General features: G+C 57.7%; 19 protein-coding genes. 10 read left to right on the plus strand and 9 right to left on the minus strand.

Features of this window, described 5'->3' with window-relative positions; all coding sequences use genetic code 11:
* Window positions 1–64 precede the first annotated feature (64 nt).
* The 4 genes from C8C93_RS04455 to C8C93_RS04470 form a co-directional block, all read right to left on the minus strand.
* Complete coding sequence (locus C8C93_RS04455) at window positions 65–1,198, minus strand: alpha-hydroxy acid oxidase (protein WP_121506040.1); 1,134 nt, start codon at window positions 1,196–1,198, stop codon at window positions 65–67.
* The gene (locus C8C93_RS04460) at window positions 1,195–1,878 is read right to left on the minus strand and encodes a Fe2+-dependent dioxygenase (protein ID WP_121506041.1); all 684 of its coding nucleotides are present in this window, start codon (window positions 1,876–1,878) and stop codon (window positions 1,195–1,197) included. Before C8C93_RS04460 ends, C8C93_RS04455 begins: the two co-directional genes overlap by 4 nt.
* Before the next feature lie 161 nt (window positions 1,879–2,039).
* Window positions 2,040–4,211, minus strand: coding sequence for a TonB-dependent siderophore receptor (locus C8C93_RS04465; RefSeq protein ID WP_233559572.1), 2,172 nt, complete (start codon window positions 4,209–4,211; stop codon window positions 2,040–2,042).
* A 348-nt stretch (window positions 4,212–4,559) separates the two neighbouring features.
* Window positions 4,560–4,880, minus strand: coding sequence for an SWIB/MDM2 domain-containing protein (locus C8C93_RS04470; protein WP_055402700.1), 321 nt, complete (start codon window positions 4,878–4,880; stop codon window positions 4,560–4,562).
* A 402-nt stretch (window positions 4,881–5,282) separates the two neighbouring features.
* Between C8C93_RS04470 and rraA the strand changes: the two genes are divergently transcribed.
* Window positions 5,283–5,798: a ribonuclease E activity regulator RraA gene (rraA, locus tag C8C93_RS04475; RefSeq protein ID WP_121506042.1), complete on the plus strand. Its 516-nt coding sequence runs from the start codon at window positions 5,283–5,285 to the stop codon at window positions 5,796–5,798.
* A gap of 20 nt (window positions 5,799–5,818) precedes the next feature.
* Here the strand turns inward: rraA and C8C93_RS04480 are convergent, their stop codons facing one another.
* A complete protein-coding gene (locus C8C93_RS04480; protein WP_121506043.1) occupies window positions 5,819–6,781 on the minus strand; it encodes a DMT family transporter in 963 nt (320 codons plus the stop codon).
* Between the two features lie 38 nt (window positions 6,782–6,819).
* Between C8C93_RS04480 and C8C93_RS04485 the strand changes: the two genes are divergently transcribed.
* Both C8C93_RS04485 and aceA read left to right on the plus strand, forming a co-directional pair.
* Window positions 6,820–7,242, plus strand: a complete 423-nt coding sequence (locus C8C93_RS04485; RefSeq protein ID WP_055402715.1) for a gamma-glutamylcyclotransferase — start codon at window positions 6,820–6,822, stop codon at window positions 7,240–7,242.
* Between the two features lie 264 nt (window positions 7,243–7,506).
* The gene (aceA, locus tag C8C93_RS04490) at window positions 7,507–8,838 is read left to right on the plus strand and encodes an isocitrate lyase (RefSeq protein ID WP_055402695.1); all 1,332 of its coding nucleotides are present in this window, start codon (window positions 7,507–7,509) and stop codon (window positions 8,836–8,838) included.
* Between the two features lie 727 nt (window positions 8,839–9,565).
* On the opposite strand, the gene C8C93_RS24920 is transcribed toward aceA, so the two are convergent.
* The 4 genes from C8C93_RS24920 to C8C93_RS04505 all read right to left on the minus strand — a co-directional run bounded on the left by C8C93_RS24920 (window position 9,566) and on the right by C8C93_RS04505 (window position 14,266).
* Window positions 9,566–10,894 carry a hypothetical protein gene (locus C8C93_RS24920; protein ID WP_147433725.1) on the minus strand — a complete coding sequence of 443 codons (1,329 nt, stop codon included), beginning with the start codon at window positions 10,892–10,894 and terminating at the stop codon, window positions 9,566–9,568.
* A gap of 13 nt (window positions 10,895–10,907) precedes the next feature.
* Window positions 10,908–12,017: an AAA family ATPase gene (locus tag C8C93_RS04495; RefSeq protein WP_121506044.1), complete on the minus strand. Its 1,110-nt coding sequence runs from the start codon at window positions 12,015–12,017 to the stop codon at window positions 10,908–10,910.
* 24 nt (window positions 12,018–12,041) lie between these two features.
* Complete coding sequence (locus tag C8C93_RS04500) at window positions 12,042–13,577, minus strand: protein kinase (RefSeq protein WP_147433726.1); 1,536 nt, start codon at window positions 13,575–13,577, stop codon at window positions 12,042–12,044.
* A 362-nt stretch (window positions 13,578–13,939) separates the two neighbouring features.
* Window positions 13,940–14,266, minus strand: a complete 327-nt coding sequence (locus C8C93_RS04505; RefSeq protein WP_121506046.1) for a helix-turn-helix domain-containing protein — start codon at window positions 14,264–14,266, stop codon at window positions 13,940–13,942.
* Window positions 14,267–14,423: 157 nt separating this feature from the next.
* On the opposite strand from C8C93_RS04505, the gene C8C93_RS04510 reads away from it, so the two are divergent.
* The 7 genes from C8C93_RS04510 to C8C93_RS25110 all read left to right on the plus strand — a co-directional run bounded on the left by C8C93_RS04510 (window position 14,424) and on the right by C8C93_RS25110 (window position 17,315).
* On the plus strand, window positions 14,424–14,735 hold the full coding sequence (locus tag C8C93_RS04510) for a hypothetical protein (protein ID WP_147433727.1): 312 nt from the start codon (window positions 14,424–14,426) through the stop codon (window positions 14,733–14,735).
* 53 nt (window positions 14,736–14,788) lie between these two features.
* The gene (locus C8C93_RS04515) at window positions 14,789–15,169 is read left to right on the plus strand and encodes a DUF4177 domain-containing protein (RefSeq protein WP_121506048.1); all 381 of its coding nucleotides are present in this window, start codon (window positions 14,789–14,791) and stop codon (window positions 15,167–15,169) included.
* Window positions 15,170–15,207: 38 nt separating this feature from the next.
* A complete protein-coding gene (locus C8C93_RS04520) occupies window positions 15,208–15,615 on the plus strand; it encodes a hypothetical protein (RefSeq protein ID WP_121506049.1) in 408 nt (135 codons plus the stop codon).
* 182 nt (window positions 15,616–15,797) lie between these two features.
* On the plus strand, window positions 15,798–16,205 hold the full coding sequence (locus tag C8C93_RS04525; RefSeq protein WP_121506050.1) for a hypothetical protein: 408 nt from the start codon (window positions 15,798–15,800) through the stop codon (window positions 16,203–16,205).
* Between the two features lie 152 nt (window positions 16,206–16,357).
* Complete coding sequence (locus C8C93_RS04530) at window positions 16,358–16,867, plus strand: hypothetical protein (protein ID WP_121506051.1); 510 nt, start codon at window positions 16,358–16,360, stop codon at window positions 16,865–16,867.
* A gap of 108 nt (window positions 16,868–16,975) precedes the next feature.
* Window positions 16,976–17,161 (plus strand): hypothetical protein, encoded by a 186-nt coding sequence (locus C8C93_RS04535; RefSeq protein ID WP_121506052.1) that lies wholly within the window; start codon window positions 16,976–16,978, stop codon window positions 17,159–17,161.
* 4 nt (window positions 17,162–17,165) lie between these two features.
* Window positions 17,166–17,315: a hypothetical protein gene (locus C8C93_RS25110; RefSeq protein ID WP_010458146.1), complete on the plus strand. Its 150-nt coding sequence runs from the start codon at window positions 17,166–17,168 to the stop codon at window positions 17,313–17,315.
* Window positions 17,316–17,645: the final 330 nt, after the last annotated feature.

The following is a 17,645-nucleotide window of genomic DNA, read 5'->3' on the forward strand; positions in this document are numbered from 1 at the left end:
TCTATCGCATTTGCAATAAATCATTTCCCGCAACGAGGACAAGGCCCACGGAGCGAGCAGGTCCTCAACGCGGCACCAGCAGCGCCGGGGACGCGTCGGCCAGGGTGGCACAGCCGGTGAGTGCCATGGCGATTTCCAGTTCATCGCGCAGCAGACGCAGCACGTGGGCCACGCCAGCTGCGCCGGCATTGGCCAGGCCGTGGACGGCGGGGCGCCCCACCAGCACGGCGCTGGCTCCCAAGGCCATGGCCTTGAGCACGTCGGTGCCGCGCCGGATGCCTCCGTCCACCAGCACAGGCATCGCTGCGCTCACCGCGCGGACTGCCTCGACCACGTGCGGCAGCTGGGTGGCGGTGGCGGGCGTGGTGTCCAGCGTGCGCCCACCATGGTTGGAGACGATGATCCCCGCCACGCCCAGGTTGGTGGCCTCGCGGGCGTCGTCGGGGTGCAGCACGCCTTTCAGCAGCACGGGCAGCCGGGTGATGGACTGCAGCCACTGCACATCGGCCCAGGTGGGGGCGTGGTGCAGAAGGCCGTCGAACAGTGCGCTTTGGCCGGGGGCGAGCGGGACTTCCGGCGCCGGCAGCATGCCCAGCAGGTTGACGGCGGTGATGCCGGTCGGAAGGCGGAACCCAGCACGGCGCTCGCGGTCGCGTGCGCCATGGCAGGGTGCGTCTACCGTCAGTACCAGGGCTTCGTAGCCCGCGCGCTCGGCCCGTTCGACCAGTTCGCGGGTGAAGTCTCGGTCGTGCTGCAGGTACAGCTGAAACCACAATGGCCCTCGCCCCGCGTCGTCCCGGATGGCATTGGCCACGGCCTCCAGCCGGGTGCTTGCCTGGGTGCTCAGCACCATGCCTGCGCCCAGGGCGGCTGCGGCATAGGCGGCGCCCAGTTCGCCATCGGGGTGGGCCATGCGCTGGTAGGCCATGGGGGCCAGCAGGATGGGGTGGGCCAGCGTGCGGCCGAGCAGTTCCACCCGCGTGTGCCCGCCCGCCAGCGGGCGCAGCACGCGGGGCAGCAGACCCATCCGGTCCCAGGCATGGCGGTTGGCAGCCAGCGTGATCTCGTCGGCCGCAGCCCCGTTGAAATAGGCCCAGGCTCCAGGCTCCAGGTGGGTGGCGGCATGGGTTTCGTGGTCCGCCAGGTTCACGATACCAGGCGGCAGGACGGTGCGGGGATCGGAGGCAGGCTGGCTCACGTATCCGCCCACATGCGCAGCAGGTTGTGGTACGTACCCGTCAGGGCCACGGTCTCCGGCGATTCGCCGTGCTCCTGCCGCAGGCGCAGCAGGGCCATGTCCATGTTGTAGAGCAGGCGCCGCTGCTCGTCGCTGCGCACCATGCTTTCTACCCAGAAGAAACAGGCCATACGGTGCCCCCGGGTCACGGGGCGCACCTGGTGCACGCTGGTGCCGGGGTAGATCACCGCGTGGCCTGCGGGCAGCTTGACGCGTTGCTCACCAAAGGTGTCGTCGATGCAGAGCTCGCCGCCGTCGTATTCGTCGGGCTCGGACAGAAACACGGTGCACGAGATGTCGGTGCGCAGGCGTTCGCGCCGGTCCGCCATCTGACGCACGGCGCTGTCCACATGGTCGCCGTAGTGGTTGGCGCCGCCGCCGTAGCGGTTGATGCGCGGGGGAAAGACGCGCTTGGGCAGGGTGGCGGTCAGGAACAGCGCACTGCGGTCCAGCGACGCCATCACCAGGGCTGAAATGCGCTGCGCAGCCTCGCAGTCGCGGGGCAACTGTTCATTGTTCTTGGCTTGGCGCGCCTGCGTGCCCGCACTGTCCTTGCCATCGGCCCAGGGGGCGCTGCGCAGCAGCTGGCGGGCGGTCTGCAGGTCATGGGGCGAGAGAAGATCGGGGAGCGTGAGGAGCATGGCGGGGGTTGTAAAGCAAAAAAGCCGCCCCGGTAAGGGGGCGGCAAATACCTTGAAGAAACGTTGTGACGCAGGTCAGAGATAACTCGCGCAAAACAGAGGGTTGCCACCTGCCTGCCCCGTCGAGCTGCAGGTGGCCATCTATGTCTGCGCGAGCCCTGTCAGAACTTCATGCTGGCCGTGACCTGGAAGACGCGGCCCGCGCCCGGAATGTAGTGGCCGCTGTAGATCGAGTCGGCGTAGAGCTTGTTCGTCACGTTGCTCAGATTGGCCTTGATCGTGTAGCGCTCGTTGATGGCGTATTCGGCCATCAGGTCGGCGGTCACGTAGCCGGGCACTTCCCAGCCGGGGTTGCGGTTGGGGGTTTGCGAGCTGCGGAAGTTCAGGCCGCCACCTACGCGCAGTTCGGGTGTGATCTGGTAGGTGGTCCACACCGTGCCGCTGTGACGGGGCGTGAGCGAGGGGCGTGTGCCCTGGCCTTCGGCGCCTTCAGCACCGATGTCGATCTTTGCGCTGGGCATCCACATGTACGAGCCATAGATCTCCCACTTGGACGTCAAGCGGCCGGTGATGTCGATCTCGGCACCCGCGGCGTGGCGCTTGCCCGACAGTACGGCGATGTTCAGGTCGGGGTCGGTGTTGCGCTCACGGTACTTGGTGGAGTGGAACACGGCCAGTCGTGTGGTGAAGCGCTTGTCGGCCGAGTCCAGCTTGGCGCCGATTTCGATGTTGCGGCTCGATTCGGGGGGCGTGTTCACCGTGGCAGCGCTGTACGAATACGTGTCGCCCGAGGTGTTGAACGACGTGCCGTACGAGAAGTGGTACGACTGCAGGTCGTTGGGCTGGTACAGCACGCCTGCACGCTTGCTCCACTCGGAAATCTTCTGGCGGTAGCTGGTGGTGGTGACGGGGCCTGGCGCATCGGCAGGAATGCCGAACGTGTTGTAGCGGCCGTCCATGTTGTCGTAGCGCAGGCCGGCCAGCAGCTTCCAGTGCGGAGCGATCTGGATCAGGTCTTGGGCATAGATGCCAAAGCCCTTGGCTTCAAAGTTGCTGGTGTCGCGCAGCACGCGCAGGGATTCGTCCACGCCGACGCCGTCGTTCGGTGTGCCCACGGTGGTTGGCGGTTTCGTGATATTGACGCCCCCTTGCGCTGCAGTGCGTGCGCCATACACGGTCTTCTTTTCGTGGGAAAAGTCTGCACCTGCCAGCAATTCGTGCTTGTAGCCCAGGGCTTCAAATTTCTTGCTGAAGTCGCTTTGCAGGTGCACCGTGTCCATGTCCTGGATCTTCAGGTGCGTGCCGCGCGTCAGGCGCGTGGCCGGGCCGAAGTTCTCCAGCGTGGCAGCCACGCCGCCGGGTTGCTGGGCGGCCGCTGCCAGGCGGATGGCGCCGGCGCGCTGGTCACGCTCGAAGCGGCCCACGCGCAGTTGCGTCTTGAGCTCGGCATCGCCGTCAAAGCGGTGGATGTGGCCCAGCGTGGCAAAGCTTGCACTGCCGGCGTTGTAGTCGCTGGCTGCGCCGTAGTAGGCCTTGGGGTCCAGCGGCAGCAGCGTGGTGTCGCTGGCGGGCGAGCCTGCGCTGCGGCGGATCCAGGGCATGCCGTAGTTCATGCCGTTCTTGTTGTCCAGGTGGTACAGGCTCACGGAGAACTCGTCGCGCGTTCCGATGCCAAAGGCGTAGGTGCCGGCAATGCCCTTCTTCTCGATGCTGCTGCCCGAGCCGTTGTTGTCGGCCGTGGTGCTCATCGCGTTCAGGCGCAGGGCAGCGTTTTCGCCGGTGAGGATGTTGAAGTCGCCCGTGATGCGGCGGTATTGGTGGCTGCCCAGGGTCAGGTCGACCTGGTGCGAATCGATAAGGCGCGGGGCCTTGCTCACCTGGTTGACCGCGCCGCCGGTGGAGCCCCGGCCGAACAGCATCGAGGCCGAGCCACGCAGCAGTTCGACGCGGTCCAGGTTGAAGGTGTCGCGGTCGTAGAACGCGGGGTCGCGCATGCCGTCGATGAACATGTCGCCCGTGCTTTGCAGCGCAAAGCCGCGCAGGCGGATGTCTTCCTCGCCGCCTTCGGCCGCCAGGAAGGTGATACCGGCGGTGTTCTTCAGGGCTTCCTTGACGGTGTCGAGGTTGCGGTCGTCGATCAGGCGTTCGGTGACCACGGTGACGGACTGTGGAATGTCACGCAGCTGCTGCTTGCCCTTGCCAATGGTGGTCTCGGTGGCGCGCACGCTGTCTTTGCCCTCGGGGGCTTCGGCACGTTCTTTGACGACCACAGGGGTCAGCGTTTTCTCGGGGGTGGTGGTCTGTGCCATGGCGCCCACAGAGGCAGCCAACATGAGTGCGCCCAGCGGGAGCAGGGCCTTGTCGGACGACAGGCCGCGCGGTGTGGTGGACACGAAGGAAGGAGAAGATTGTTGTGGGCGCAGCACGGAGCTGCGGCGCTGAGCGCGTGGTTTTGCCAAGATGGCCTCCGTCGGTGGGGATGTGCTGATGGCGCGCGGGGCGCCAGGCGCAGGCGAGAGGCAGTGGCTAGGTCAACATGGCTGTGCTTCGACTTGCTTCATTATGTTACATCAAATGCGGGTCATTCTCATTTGCATTGATGTTAATGCGCCACAGTCTGCCGGAGTACAGGCGAAAAAAAGCCGGCTGAGCCGGCTTCTTTGGTGCACCAGGTGCGGGGATTATTTGACGTGCTTGCCAATCAGGCCAGCCAGCTCAAACATCGAGACCTGGGGCTTGCCGAACAGCTCCTTGAGCTTGGCATCGGCGTTGATGTTGCGCTTGTTGGTGGCGTCCTGCAGGTTGTTGGCCTTGATGTAGACCCACAGCTTGCTGATGATCTCCGTGCGTGGCAGCGGTGCCGAGCCCACCACGGCGGCCAGCGCGGGGCTGGGCGTGAGCGCTTTCATGAAAGCAGCGTTGGGGGTGCGCTTCTTGGCGGGGGCAGCAGCCGTCTTGGCTGCGGGGGCTGTTTTTGCCGGAGCTTTTTTTGCAGTTGCCATGTTGGGTTTTCCTTGTTGGAAGTAAATTTTCACCAGCGAAAACTAGGCTTTCCCACTGGCAGGCTGATGCTACTGGGAAAAAAACGCGTTTCCAAGGGAGAAACGGCTTTTTTTGCCTCGATTTGTAGCCGTGGTGCCGCGTGCAGGCCAATAAGTTGCCCACGCTGCGCTCCTGCCTTGACAAAGCGGCCTGCGCGGGCCGCGTTTGAGGGCCTGCCCCTGGGGCTGTATGACAATGCGGGGCAACCTGCGTGGCCCGGCGCCAGGAGGCTTCGCGGCAGAAGGCGTCGAAGCGAAACGCGCGAGACCGGTTTATCGCACGTTGCAGCCGATGTTCCTTCTGCCGCGCAGCCTCCTAGCCGCTTTCCCTGTTGTTCATTCCGCCTGAAAGGCTTTCGAAACATGACTGCTGCACCTTCCTCCACCCCCTTCAGCACCTGTGATTTTTGCGACGAGCACAAGGGTGATATGAGCGGGTCTTTCCGCGTTTTGCCCCCCGTTTTCCAGAGTTTTGGCGGTGTGGCCGCGTTTGCGGGCCCCGTAAGCACCGTCAAGTGCCATGAGGACAACACGCAGGTCAAGGCTGCTGTGGAGTCACCGGGTAAGGGCCGCGTGCTGGTGGTGGATGGGGGTGGATCGCTGCGCCGCGCTCTGGTGGGTGGCAATCTGGCGGCTGCCGCTGCGCGCAATGGCTGGGCCGGCCTGGTGGTGGATGGCTGCGTGCGTGACGTGGCCGAACTGAACGCGGCAGCCGTCGGCCTTCGTGCGCTGGGGTTGATGCCATTGCCCACCGAGCGCCGTGGCGAGGGGCAGCGCGATGTGGCCGTGCAGATCCAGGGGGTCTGGGTGCGGCCGGGCGACTGGCTGTATGCCGATGCGGATGGCATCGTGGTCAGCACACAGCCCTTGGCTGCGTAGCGATCGCGGTCGGGCTATCGTCACCCTGCTTGATTGTCGCGTCGGCCGACACGCAGCGCTGTGCGTGAGGGCAGGGTGGCCAGCAGCATGCTGGCCAGCGCGATGGCAAACGCCGCCCATTGCCAGACGGTCAGTGATTCGCCCAGCACGAGCACGCCGACCAGGGCCGCGCTCACTGGCAACATGACCGAGAAGACGCCGCCCTGAGCAGCCAGCACGGCCTTGAGCCCGGTCATCCAGAGCCACACCGTCCACACGCAGGCGGCCAGCGCGTAGAACACCAGCAGCGTCCAGGTGCCCCAGCCTACGGCGGCAAAGTCAAAATGCCAGGCGGCGTACAGCCCGAACGGCGTGGACAGCACAAAGCCCCACAGGTTGATGAGCGAGGTGATGCGCTTGGGGCCCAGACTGCTGGTGAGCATCTTGCCGATCACCGTGTAAGCAGCTTCGCACACCACCGCGCCCAGCAGCAGCAAGGGCCCCAACCATGCAAGGTTTTGAGTATTTTGGGTGCCTGGCGCTTGTCCAATATGCGCTGAATGCTCTTGTTTTGATAGCGAAAACAAGGCAATCCCCGCCACGGCACAAACCACGGCGGCCCAGGTGCGTGGCGCCACGCGTTCGTGCAAAAAGAGCCAGCCCATCACCGCCACCGCGGCGGGAATCGCGGCCAGGGTCACTCCGGCCGTGACCGCATCGGTGAGGCTCACGCCATAGATCATGCAGATGGTGAACAGGAAATTGCCCAGAAACGACTGCAGAAACAGCAGCCGCCGGGTTTGTGGGGCGAGGGGCGGCTCATCCACAGGTTTGCGGAGCCAATGCAACATGGCTACGCCACCAATGCCAAAACGCATCCATGCGAGCAGAAAAACCGGCAGCACGGCGGCCAGCGGTTTGGACAGCGCCACGTAGCTGCCCACCAGCGCCATGCTGAGGGCCAGGCACAGGTAGGCAAAGGGGCGGCTGGGAGTGGTGTTCACTAGACTGGTGATCGCTCAACGAAAAGGAGGTGCGCATCATGCCCGACGAAACCCCGCCCGCCAGCCCTGCACGCCATGTCTTTGTCTATGGCACCTTGCGGCGCGGCGGATCCAATGACATCACCCGCCTTCGCCCGGCGCCAAGATTCATGGGGGCCGCCCAGGTGCCTGGGGTGCTCTACCACCTGGGGGCCTATCCCGGCATGGCATTGGGCGGGCCCCTGGGGGTGGTGCACGGGGAGGTGTATGCCATCGAGCCAGCGCTGGAAGCCGTACTGGACGAGATCGAGGACCTGGGGGCGACCCCCAGTGACGAGTATGTGAAGCGCGAGATCGTGGTTGATGTGGGCGGGCAGGGCGTGCCTTGCCTAGTCTATGAGATCAATCCCCGGTATGTAGTCTCTGCACCCCGGATTGCCGGGGGGGACTGGCTGCAAGCGCCGCCTTCGGCCGTGTTGTGAATGACGATCCTTGTTTTTTGCAATACGGAATTTTGATTCCTCAATGTGGAATACGATAGATGTTGCATTGCCGCATTTTTTCTCGATATGAGAAATCAATTTCTGTATTGAGAAATGCTGTGGTTAAGTTGTTGTTTTTCAAAGAGAAAATTTATCTCTTCTATAAGACATAAGAGCTTGCACAAGTCTTATAGAAGACTTAAAGTTGTCTCCAAGGGCGGCACAAGCAGCCCGGCGTTTTCAACCAACCTCTGGAGTGATCTCATGCCCCAATCCCTCAACGAACAACTGAGCCGCGAACAGCAAATTGCCGCCCTGGAAAAAGACTGGGCGACCAACCCCCGCTGGAAGGGCGTGAAGCGCGGCTACTCCGCTGCCGACGTGGTGCGTCTGCGCGGCTCGTTGCCCATTGAGCACACGCTGGCCAAGCGCGGCGCTGAAAAGCTGTGGGACAAGATCAACGGCGGCGCCAAGAAGGGCTACGTCAACGCGTTCGGCGCCATCTCCGCCGGGCAGGCCATGCAACAAGCCAAGGCAGGCCTCGAAGCCGTGTACCTGTCGGGCTGGCAAGTGGCCGCTGATGGCAACACCAGCGAAACCATGTATCCCGACCAGTCGCTGTACGCCTACGACTCGGTGCCCACCATGGTTCGCCGCATCAACAACACCTTCAAGCGCGCCGACGAAATCCAGTGGGGCCGTGGCATCAACCCTGGCGACAAGGAATTCATCGACTACTTCCTGCCCATCGTGGCCGATGCAGAAGCCGGTTTCGGCGGCGTGCTGAACGCCTTCGAACTGATGAAGAACATGATTCAAAGCGGCGCTGCTGGCGTTCACTTCGAAGACCAACTGGCTGCCGTGAAGAAGTGCGGCCACATGGGTGGCAAGGTGCTGGTGCCTACGCAAGAAGCCTGCGAAAAGCTGATCTCCGCACGTTTCGCCGCTGACGTGATGGGCGTGTCCACCATCGTTCTGGCCCGTACCGACGCTGAAGCCGCCAACCTGATCACGTCCGACCACGACGCCAACGACAAGCCCTTCCTGACTGGCGAGCGTACGCAAGAAGGCTTCTACCGCGTCAAGAATGGTCTGGAACAAGCTATCAGCCGTGGCGTGGCCTACGCTCCCTATGCCGACCTGGTGTGGTGCGAAACCGGCGTGCCAGACATCGGCTTCGCCCGTGAATTTGCGCAAGCTGTGCACGCCGCCTGCCCCGGCAAGCTGCTGTCGTACAACTGCTCGCCATCGTTCAACTGGAAGAAGAACCTCAACGACAAGCAGATCGCTTCGTTCCAGGAAGACCTGTCGGCTCTGGGCTACAAGTACCAGTTCATCACGCTGGCCGGCATCCACATCAACTGGTTCAACACGTTCCAGTTCGCCCATGCATACGCCCAGGGCGAAGGGATGAAGCACTACACCGAAATGGTGCAAGAGCCAGAATTCGCAGCACGCGAAAAGGGCTACACCTTCGTGTCGCACCAGCAAGAAGTGGGCGCAGGCTACTTCGACGACGTGACTACGGTGATCCAGGGCGGCTCGTCCAGCGTGAAGGCCTTGACGGGTTCGACCGAAGAAGAGCAGTTCCACTGATCTGACAGACCTTAGTACTCAATAGGGTGCTAAGGTTGGATCAATTAAAAACCACCTGATGCTTTGGTATCAAGGTGGTTTTTGTTTAATAGGGCTGAAGTTGATCCACTGTGGTCAGTCACTTTGATAAAAGCAAAGACTGGCTTGCACGGTGGCGGCTATTCGCTAGAAGAGTCAGTCCCTACGGTTTCTAGGCGCCGCGCGAGGGTTGGCGAGCTAGTTTGAGTCAATGATGATCAGACTGCCACCGCCTCCAGAGTGCGACGTTGAGTCCGTGCTGCCCCCAAAGGGAATTGCTACATACTCCTCACAGTGCAACATGACTTCGTGGCCTTTGCTGTGAGCGTCAGAAAGATCTGAATCTACGTACTGCGCAGCGTCGAGAATTCCCCAAACCTCATTCGCACTTTTACCCTTGAGCAGTAGTAGCAAATCCGAAGTAGTCCTTGACCAACAATATCTATAGTTTCCAAGCGGAATAATACGAACAGTTTGACAACCATACCCTGAGGCGACCACATGAAGGCTGGTCACGAAAATCGACTGGCTCCGAAATTTTATACCGAAGCGTCGGAGAAACCATTCGTCAGCGGCTTCATGAAGTTCTATTGCCAAGTCTCTTGGTTGTCGGTCTTTTCGCACATGTGCCACAAATGGATGTGCACTATTGGTAGATATTCCTCGTAAAAAAGGAAGTGTTTCAAAGGATTCCATTTGCAAAGCCATTCTAATTATCACGAGATCGTTTGGTGCGCTTTTGGATGGAGGGTTGCGGAGGTGGCATTGGCTCCGCAACAAGATCAAGTGCCTCGCGAAGCAGATCCCTTAGCAATGCCTCACGCCTTAATTGATCTTCTGGTGGTTTCTGAGGGGTGTCAGTCGGTGTCATAGTTTCCTCCTCACTACCAAACCTAAAGTACCCTTCGACGCCAGGAAATACGCTGACTAAGCAAACTCTAGGATGCTCAGGTTTCACAATGTCAGCCTTGAGGGGTAATCGAGATAAGACCTCCAGTTCTTCATAAGCGATGTCGCATGTTGGCCGACGATTTGGCGAAAAAGGTTTTAGAAGATCCCGTGCCATCTTCAAACCGAACCCTGAAAATGCCTGCTGCCAATCAAATCTCTCCGAAAGACTTGCGAACATGCTATACCATAAAAGCACGGTGGGGTGGGAAAATGCCAATGGTGTGAGCAATCTAAAATGAGATAATGATCCGGGCAGGATTTCATTGCAGAAATACCCAATACAAATGGCTCCAATTTCTCCGCTCGGAAATTCGGATTTCACAGTTTTGATCAACTGGGAAAATGCTTCCACCCTGTTATCAAAGGGGCCTCGTATCGCATCGATATGTCGCCGCATATCGCTTGATATCGACGCAAGCGCATATCCAAATGAATTCAATGGGCTTCGCCCTGCAATGACTTCCGCAAGGGTTGCATGAATATTATCTTCTATATCGTGTGCTGTCGTCCTTCTCTGTAGAGCAGCCACCCATGCGATAGAGGCCGCTAAGTCCATTTGGGATTCCATGCCCACGATCTCGCGGATACGCAGCCATCTTTCGACAACCTGGCTTGAGGGGACTGTGCTGTATAATGCGGCCGATCGATATACTGCGAATGAAAGCGTGCGTCTCGATGCACTGTAACTAACGTGTTCCGTTGAAAACTTTGAGCTTCTCGCTGATGATGTTAGTAGTTCTCCGATAGCAAGGCCGATAGCTGATTTAACTTCATGCGTATTAAGGCTGGGCTGAATATCCTTGAATCGCTGCTTCGACTGCGGCATCGAAAGGCGACTAAATACATGCATGTATGCCGTTATAGGAACAAAGGTGGGGAAATATGTTGCTACATCAGCAAAAAGTGACTCATCGTCATCTGAGAAGGGGCGAAGGGCCACTGGAAGTTCTAATCCGTCTGGTGTTTCACTCCAGTAGCACTCGTGAAATGTCTGCTGCCCTTCTTTTGAAAATAGGTCATTAAAAGACGTAGATCGTGCTGCTTCAGCACCGAAAATCGCCGCAGTTGAGAGCTTTACACTTCGCATTGAATAGAGACTCTTAAAAAAGATCGCTTAGTTCAGTATCATCCGGGGGAGGTGATAGCACGGCAACAGCCGAATCAAGATAACCGGGGATACTGCCAGAGTAATATAGGCTTACAGAAGTCTTTGCGCGAAGTATTCCTGTGTACGTTAATCTCTTTTGCGTTGCCCCCATCCGGTAGAGCGCTTCACAGCCGCCAATATGCACGGCACGGAACTCCCAGCCTTTTCCACCATGTAGTGTGTCAAACCAAATGCGATCACTTCCTATCAGTGGTGAGCTGGAGAGAGCCTTTTCGAATATAATGCATTGCTCTTTTTTGGGGAAAAGAACTCCAATGTGATCCGTTGGATAAAGACTAAGTTGTGGACCAATTTTCTTGAGAATTGCGTCAATTTGGCTATCAAAATTGGCACAGCGAACAAGGACTACAGACGATGGTCTCAATTTTTCATCGTATTTTGATTCTCCTGCAATCGATGGAAAATTTTTCGAATCTTTGAGGATGCTATCGGCAACCATGCAAATGTGAAGTCCACTTCGGTAGTGGTATTTGAGATTTACAGATTTATCGCTAGTTAGCTTTTCAAGTAAGCCGGGTGTATGCGTCACTTTGTAGATGGACTGTCGCGTGTCGGCAGCGAGTACAAGTCGCTTGGTTAACCGTCTTAGCACCCAAAGTTCTGTGTCGGTGTAGTCCTGGGCCTCATCAATAAGCAGCGAATCGAATATATTGGAAATTCCATGCGCTTCGATTAATGCCTTAACCTCGCCTGCTAACAGGTCGCGATCCAACCCAAAATCCTTGGTCAAGGTATACGAGACGCCGTATTCATCCAATAGATCGCGAAATAATCTTACTCCAGTTATGACTATTTCTGGTGGTATTCCATATTGCGTGCATCCCATGTGCATGAAATCTCGCAAACTTGATGTAAAAACGACAACTTTTATATTACTTAATTTTTTGAGAACTAGGCGCTTGGCGCGTAGCAAGAGGATATTTGTTTTTCCTGAGCCAGCTGGTCCTCGAATGAGAAAACTTTCATCTAATCCGATATTTTGGACAGCGCGCCCCTGCTCCATGTCGAGGTCTTTGTCATTTATCCAGAATGTTTCGCTCATGGTCGCTTTTCCTACGCAGTTCAGTTAGTTATCGAGTGCCCTTGTTACCGTTTGAGCAAAGGCTTGCTCGCACAGCGCCGCTGCTCGCTCAACGGAGAAAATTTCGCTCCAGCTCGCTGCAAATATCTGTTGTGAGTCTTTTGCGCCTATGAATATTATCTCCGTTGCTGCCTCGCCCTCATTTGCGATCCTTAGCGATATACTGACTTTTACGATATGATGGAATAGAAGTTCTGGGTTTGCGTCAAATATAAAAATAAGCTCATAACCGCTATTTGTAACATTGTGACCTCCACTGAATGCAGGGAAAACAGGGTTGCTCATTAGAAACTGCCGAAGTTCCAAGTACAGCCCATTTTGGAGTCTCCATAGCTCCTGTTGCTGGGACGCTTTTGGCATCAAAATCGCCTCTTCCTTCGCTTTGAATCTTAGTTCTTCTGCCTTAATTTGTTTTAACCGAATATCGCGCAGTTGAGTGTTTTCCCCCGCTGGAATCGGCCCGGCAAAACTTGCCCAATCTAGATGTTTTATACGCTCGCGCCAGCTCTTAATGAGGCAAGTCTCCGCCAATTTGACTAACCACGTTGCGCATTCATTGGATGAAATCTCTGGCGGATGAAGTTTGACTGCTTCATAGAGCTTTGCCGGAGGGGTATCTCTTCCTTTAAAAATTGGGTAACGCATGATCATGTCATGCAGGGTTGCTCCGATTTGATAAAAAGTTACTGCCCTCCACGCATTTTGATCTGTTCCCAGCTCATCCCTCCACACAAACTCGCGCGGGCTGTAACGAACTGAGGCAACAAATTCATCACCTGAGATTCGATCATCCATGACATCTGGCGGGCGGAGCACAACTCCAAGATCAAGCAAAGTCAATTTCTTGAAATCATTACTAATTACAATGTTTGCGGGCTTAATGTCACGATGAACAAGCTCTTTTTCTTCTAGGAATTGCGCCGCATCAGCCAATTGCTTGATTAGTGGGGGGATCGCTTCGGTCGGCAGCTTATCTAGAATTTTATCTAATGAGCTACCCGGTACATACTCCATTACGAGATAGAGAGTGCCCAATTCCGAATCAACACCCCCTTCGAATATCTGAACAAGATTAGGGTGGTGTTTTGCACCTTTTAACTGTAATTGAAGTTCTAGTCGCTGCTGCTGCTGTTCAAAACCATATCGCTCTAGCTGTTCAGGAAAGAATATCTTAACTGCCGCTTGCTCTCCCGCACGCTCACCCATGTACACAATACCATCTGCTCCCTTACCTAGAACTTCCCACAATGCCCAACCCTGCACCTCGCGGCCGACCAAACTTCTTACATCAATGACTGCCATATGTTCTTCCTCAATCCACGACAAGAATCTGCGCATTGCCCTAACAAAGAAGCGCTTCACCTTATGGTAGATAGGCCTTGGATTCACTTGTGCATTAGCACGCATGTGCTGGTAGTTGTTGCTGTCAACTTTGCCGTAATCCCGTAAAATTTTTTTCAGGCGATCTAAAAGCATAAGGGGCAGTGCCGCGTTGTCATCAACCGCTGAGAGCCGCTGCACCAAAAGTTGCGAGGGCCTCTATTTCAATAGCTTTTGGGCGCTTGCGGGCGCACCAACTGAAAGCCGGGGCGGCCTTACAACTGCTCTGCATTTCGGCAAAAAGACCTTAAACTGAATCTCCTCCGACGCATATCATCCTAGCAGGCCGTTGATGAATGGGAAGGTCAGACGCGACTTCTTCCTATGGCGGATGACCCATCGACACTCCATAAAATGCGCGCTTGGCGAGTCTTGCGAAGCGGTTGCTCCGACAAATCGGTAGGCAGGGTATTCCTAGGCAATTACAGCTTTACACAACCTGAGAAGCCACCCTTGGGTTGGCCGCTTCCAGGGGGCTTGGCCGCGTATGAGAGGGGTGATGCTCAAGACATATGATCGAGCCAGGAAGACACTGTTCGTTTGCGGACAGGTGGTTTGAGCTTCCATAACGCCAAAAGCAGCTGCGCGACCTCGTCATCTTCGCAGTAGAGATAAGCCAGTGGCACACCCAATGCCTCGGCAATCAGCCGAGCTGTCTTCACTGGGGGCTCATGCGTCCCCAACTCATACCGACTGATCCGAGCACGAGCCGACGACTCATCAATGCCGATCAGCACACCCACCTTCTCCTGAGACCACTCCAGTTCCTCACGCCGTGAGCGCATGCGGCGACCCACAACGTTCGAGGATTCCAGAGGCTCAGATGGCATGTCACGATTCTCGTGACGTGGTGATAATTCGTCGTCACGAAATTCGTTACATGACCGCTTGGCCTTCAAAGCTCAGCGGGGATGTTCCCTTTGAAAAAGGTCTTTTGCCATTTATCCCAACCCCCAACCAAGGAGCCTTAGTCCACCTATGCAATCTATGAAATCTGCCTTTCCAGTTCTCGTCTTGGCCTCATTGACGCTGATATCCGGCTGCTCCGGCCCCAGCCGCGAAGAACTCGTCCGCGTCAAATCCGAATGCGCCAGCTTCCACAAACAAGAGCGCGCCAAGTACGGCGCCATCGTCAAACCCATCGACCACTGGACCAAGGACGGCCACATCGTCGTAGAGCTATCCGAGAAGGAAAGCGAGCACTCCAGCAAATACACCAGCCACCTGTGCGTGTACGACAAGGACAAGGGAAGCATTGCGTTGCCCAGCGTGTTCGAGCGGTCTCGCTGGAGCAAGTAGTCACCAACCAGTATCCTCAACCAACATCCACCATCAATTTCAGGAGGGAGTCCATGGAATACGAATACAAGGTAATCGACGTGGCCGACGGTGCCATCAGCTCAGCCCTGCTGGGCGAAGGCCGCATCGAAACCGGCGTGCTGGAGGCCTACATCAACGCCCTAGCCTCCGAAGGCTGGCGCATGGTGTTCATGACCAAGGTAATGCAGCGCCACCTGCTGGTGTCCGATCGAGAAACCCTCATGGTCACCTTCGAGCGCCGCGTCCCCGAATCAGAAAGAGCCGCCCGTGCAGCCCGCTGTATTGATGACGTCATAGCTGCCGAAGAGCAAGCCAAGCGGGTAGGGCGCAAGGCCGTCGCTGGTGCTGCAGGCGCAGTCCTGGGTGGCGCCGTCCTGCATGCCATCGCCGACCACCTGCAAGAGGGCGAGTAGTCGTCTGGATCGTCAACACCCCATTCATAAGGAGACCTATGGACTTGAACGAACGACTGGCAGCCCGCAGAAAAGAACTCGCCGACGAAGCAGATCGAGCCCGCAGGGAAGCAGATAGGGCACGCCAGGCTGAACTTGAAGCCGCCCGCCAGGCTGCGCAGGCCAAGGCTGCAGCGGAACCCCCCTTGCCCGACCCCATGACCTTGCAGACACCCGCAAAGAAAGCCGTGGACATAGAGGAAGGGGTGGAGCTACTCAAGGATGCCATCGAACGCACCACCAAGAAGCAAGTTGCCATCTTCTGTGCCATGGCTGTGCTCGCTCTGATCGGGCTGAGCAAAGACATCCTGATGGCGGTCTTCTGGGCTGTGTGTGCACTCGGGTACATCGCCTTCACGCTCGGAGCCCACATCGAGGACATCAAAAAGTCCAGCATGCAGGAATAGACACCAACCCCGCCACAGCTCCCCCCTGCAACCGAAAGACCCGGGGACGCTAAAGCAGAGAACTACCGTCTAGGAATTCGACCAACTCAACTCGTGATCTATCGCACCCCACCGGGCGCCCCTGGAGCAATCCTCGGGCGCTTTTTCTTTGTCTGACCACTTCATCAAAAGGATAGCTGCCTATGCAAACCTACCGAGACCACGACGCCTTGAACCGACTGGCAAGTACCGAGAATGCCCTGGGCCTTCACACCCTGGTGGCGGAACGGCTGGCAGAAGAAGCCTTCACCGAAATAGACGACTGGGCATCGCTGCTGCATGTCGTGGTGATGGACCCGGAAGACACCCCACAGGCCCTGGAGCAGCAGCTGGGCTTCACCGTCCTTCATAACCGCTGGAATGGATTGGCGAACGATCACCCCGACTTCACACCCTCTTGGGATGCCCTGGAGGTGTACGAACACTGGGTTGTCCTGACCTTCATCCTGAGCGACGACGGTTTCGGCATTGTGGTGTTCATGCCCCGGGGCATCCCCCATGCACTGGCGGTGCTCTGCGATCGCTATGCCCACGAGGGCCACCCCCGATGACAAAGCAAGCACCACTGCAACACCTGCTGGAATCACCTCACAGCGACCACCAAGCCACCTTCGGGTGGCATTTTTTTGCCCACCCAAAACTGAGAAAAACCGCGTATCTGAAATGAGGAATGTTCCTCGACAACCCATCAAAAGGACCACCAATGACAGATGCCACCCAACCCGATACCACTCCAGAAACCATCACCATCACTACCCTGCGCACCGACCAATGCCCCTCCTTGTCCGGCCGCTCCACGCTCACCTACGAGCTGGGAAATGATCCCGAAGGCCGCCTGCACCTGCGTGTGACCCACAACACCGGCAAGGGGCACCACAACCCTTCCTGGGTCGCCTATGACGCTGTAGAGCCTTTGTTGATGGCGGCGACCACGCTGTCGGCATCGGCCCTGTCAAAGCTCTTTGCGGGTACGTCGGTGAACACCGCTGGCTTTGTGATGGCGGTTCTCAAGCACCTGGGGGTTCTGCAAGCAGTGACGGACAAGCGGCATGCCTACCAGTACGTGGAAGGCGTCGATTGGAAGGCCTTGCTGCAGGCGCCCAATCCATCCGCCATTCAGTCCGCCAAAGAGCCCACCACTCAGCCCACCACCCGCCCTGTGAAGGATGACAAGGCTCGCGGCAAGCGGGCAGGGGCCTTGGCCGCTCCATAAGCCAGCCTCTGCGAACACCTGCAGACCCCCTCATTGCAAGCGGTAAGTCCACCTACCGGCGACACCCTCGCCAGGACCTATTACCTCTGCCTTGCTTTAGGAGTCTTCATGGCCGCTTTGCTTGCCGCTTCCCTGACCACTGTTTTCGTCCTTCACCTCATGGCCTCCGGCGCCCGCTGGTTGTGCCTGGTCGGACTGGGCCTCTTGGTCTATGCCTTTCCGTTGCACTTCCTCGTGATCGTGCTGATCGCTGCGGGGCTTGTGTACTACCTCGACACCCATAGAAAGAAGTAATTCCATGACTTATCAAGACTGCGTTCTCACTGCCGCCACTGCCATGCTGGACCGGGATATCCCCGTGGAACTCCTGCCCTTGACCATCACCAGCCATGCAGCAGGTCTGCTCGGGTGGGAGGCAGAGCGCCTGGGCACCCCGGCCTGGGACTGATACCCGACCCATCACCCCGCATCAACCGGCCCGCCTGCGGCCAACCTGGGCAGCTCTTGCCCGCCTCCCGGACCCGGCCCTCGCGCTGGCGCCGGACGTCGAGCAGTGGGTCTGAGAGCATTTGACAACCTCCCGGAGTGGTGCCGCTTGGTGCTACTCCGGGTGGAGCTTCAATTTTTTTTGCTACGCCACATTGCGACAACTGGGTTGCAAATAGAACTCTCCGACGCGGACTCGTAACGCTCCCCAGACTCTTGGCGCAAGATCGCTTTTATTACGCCCCCTTTTTCAGTCAACAAATCCATCTGCTTTTCAAAGAAATTATTATCC

The organism is Acidovorax sp. 93, from assembly GCF_003633835.1.
Lineage (GTDB): Bacteria > Pseudomonadota > Gammaproteobacteria > Burkholderiales > Burkholderiaceae_C > Acidovorax > Acidovorax facilis.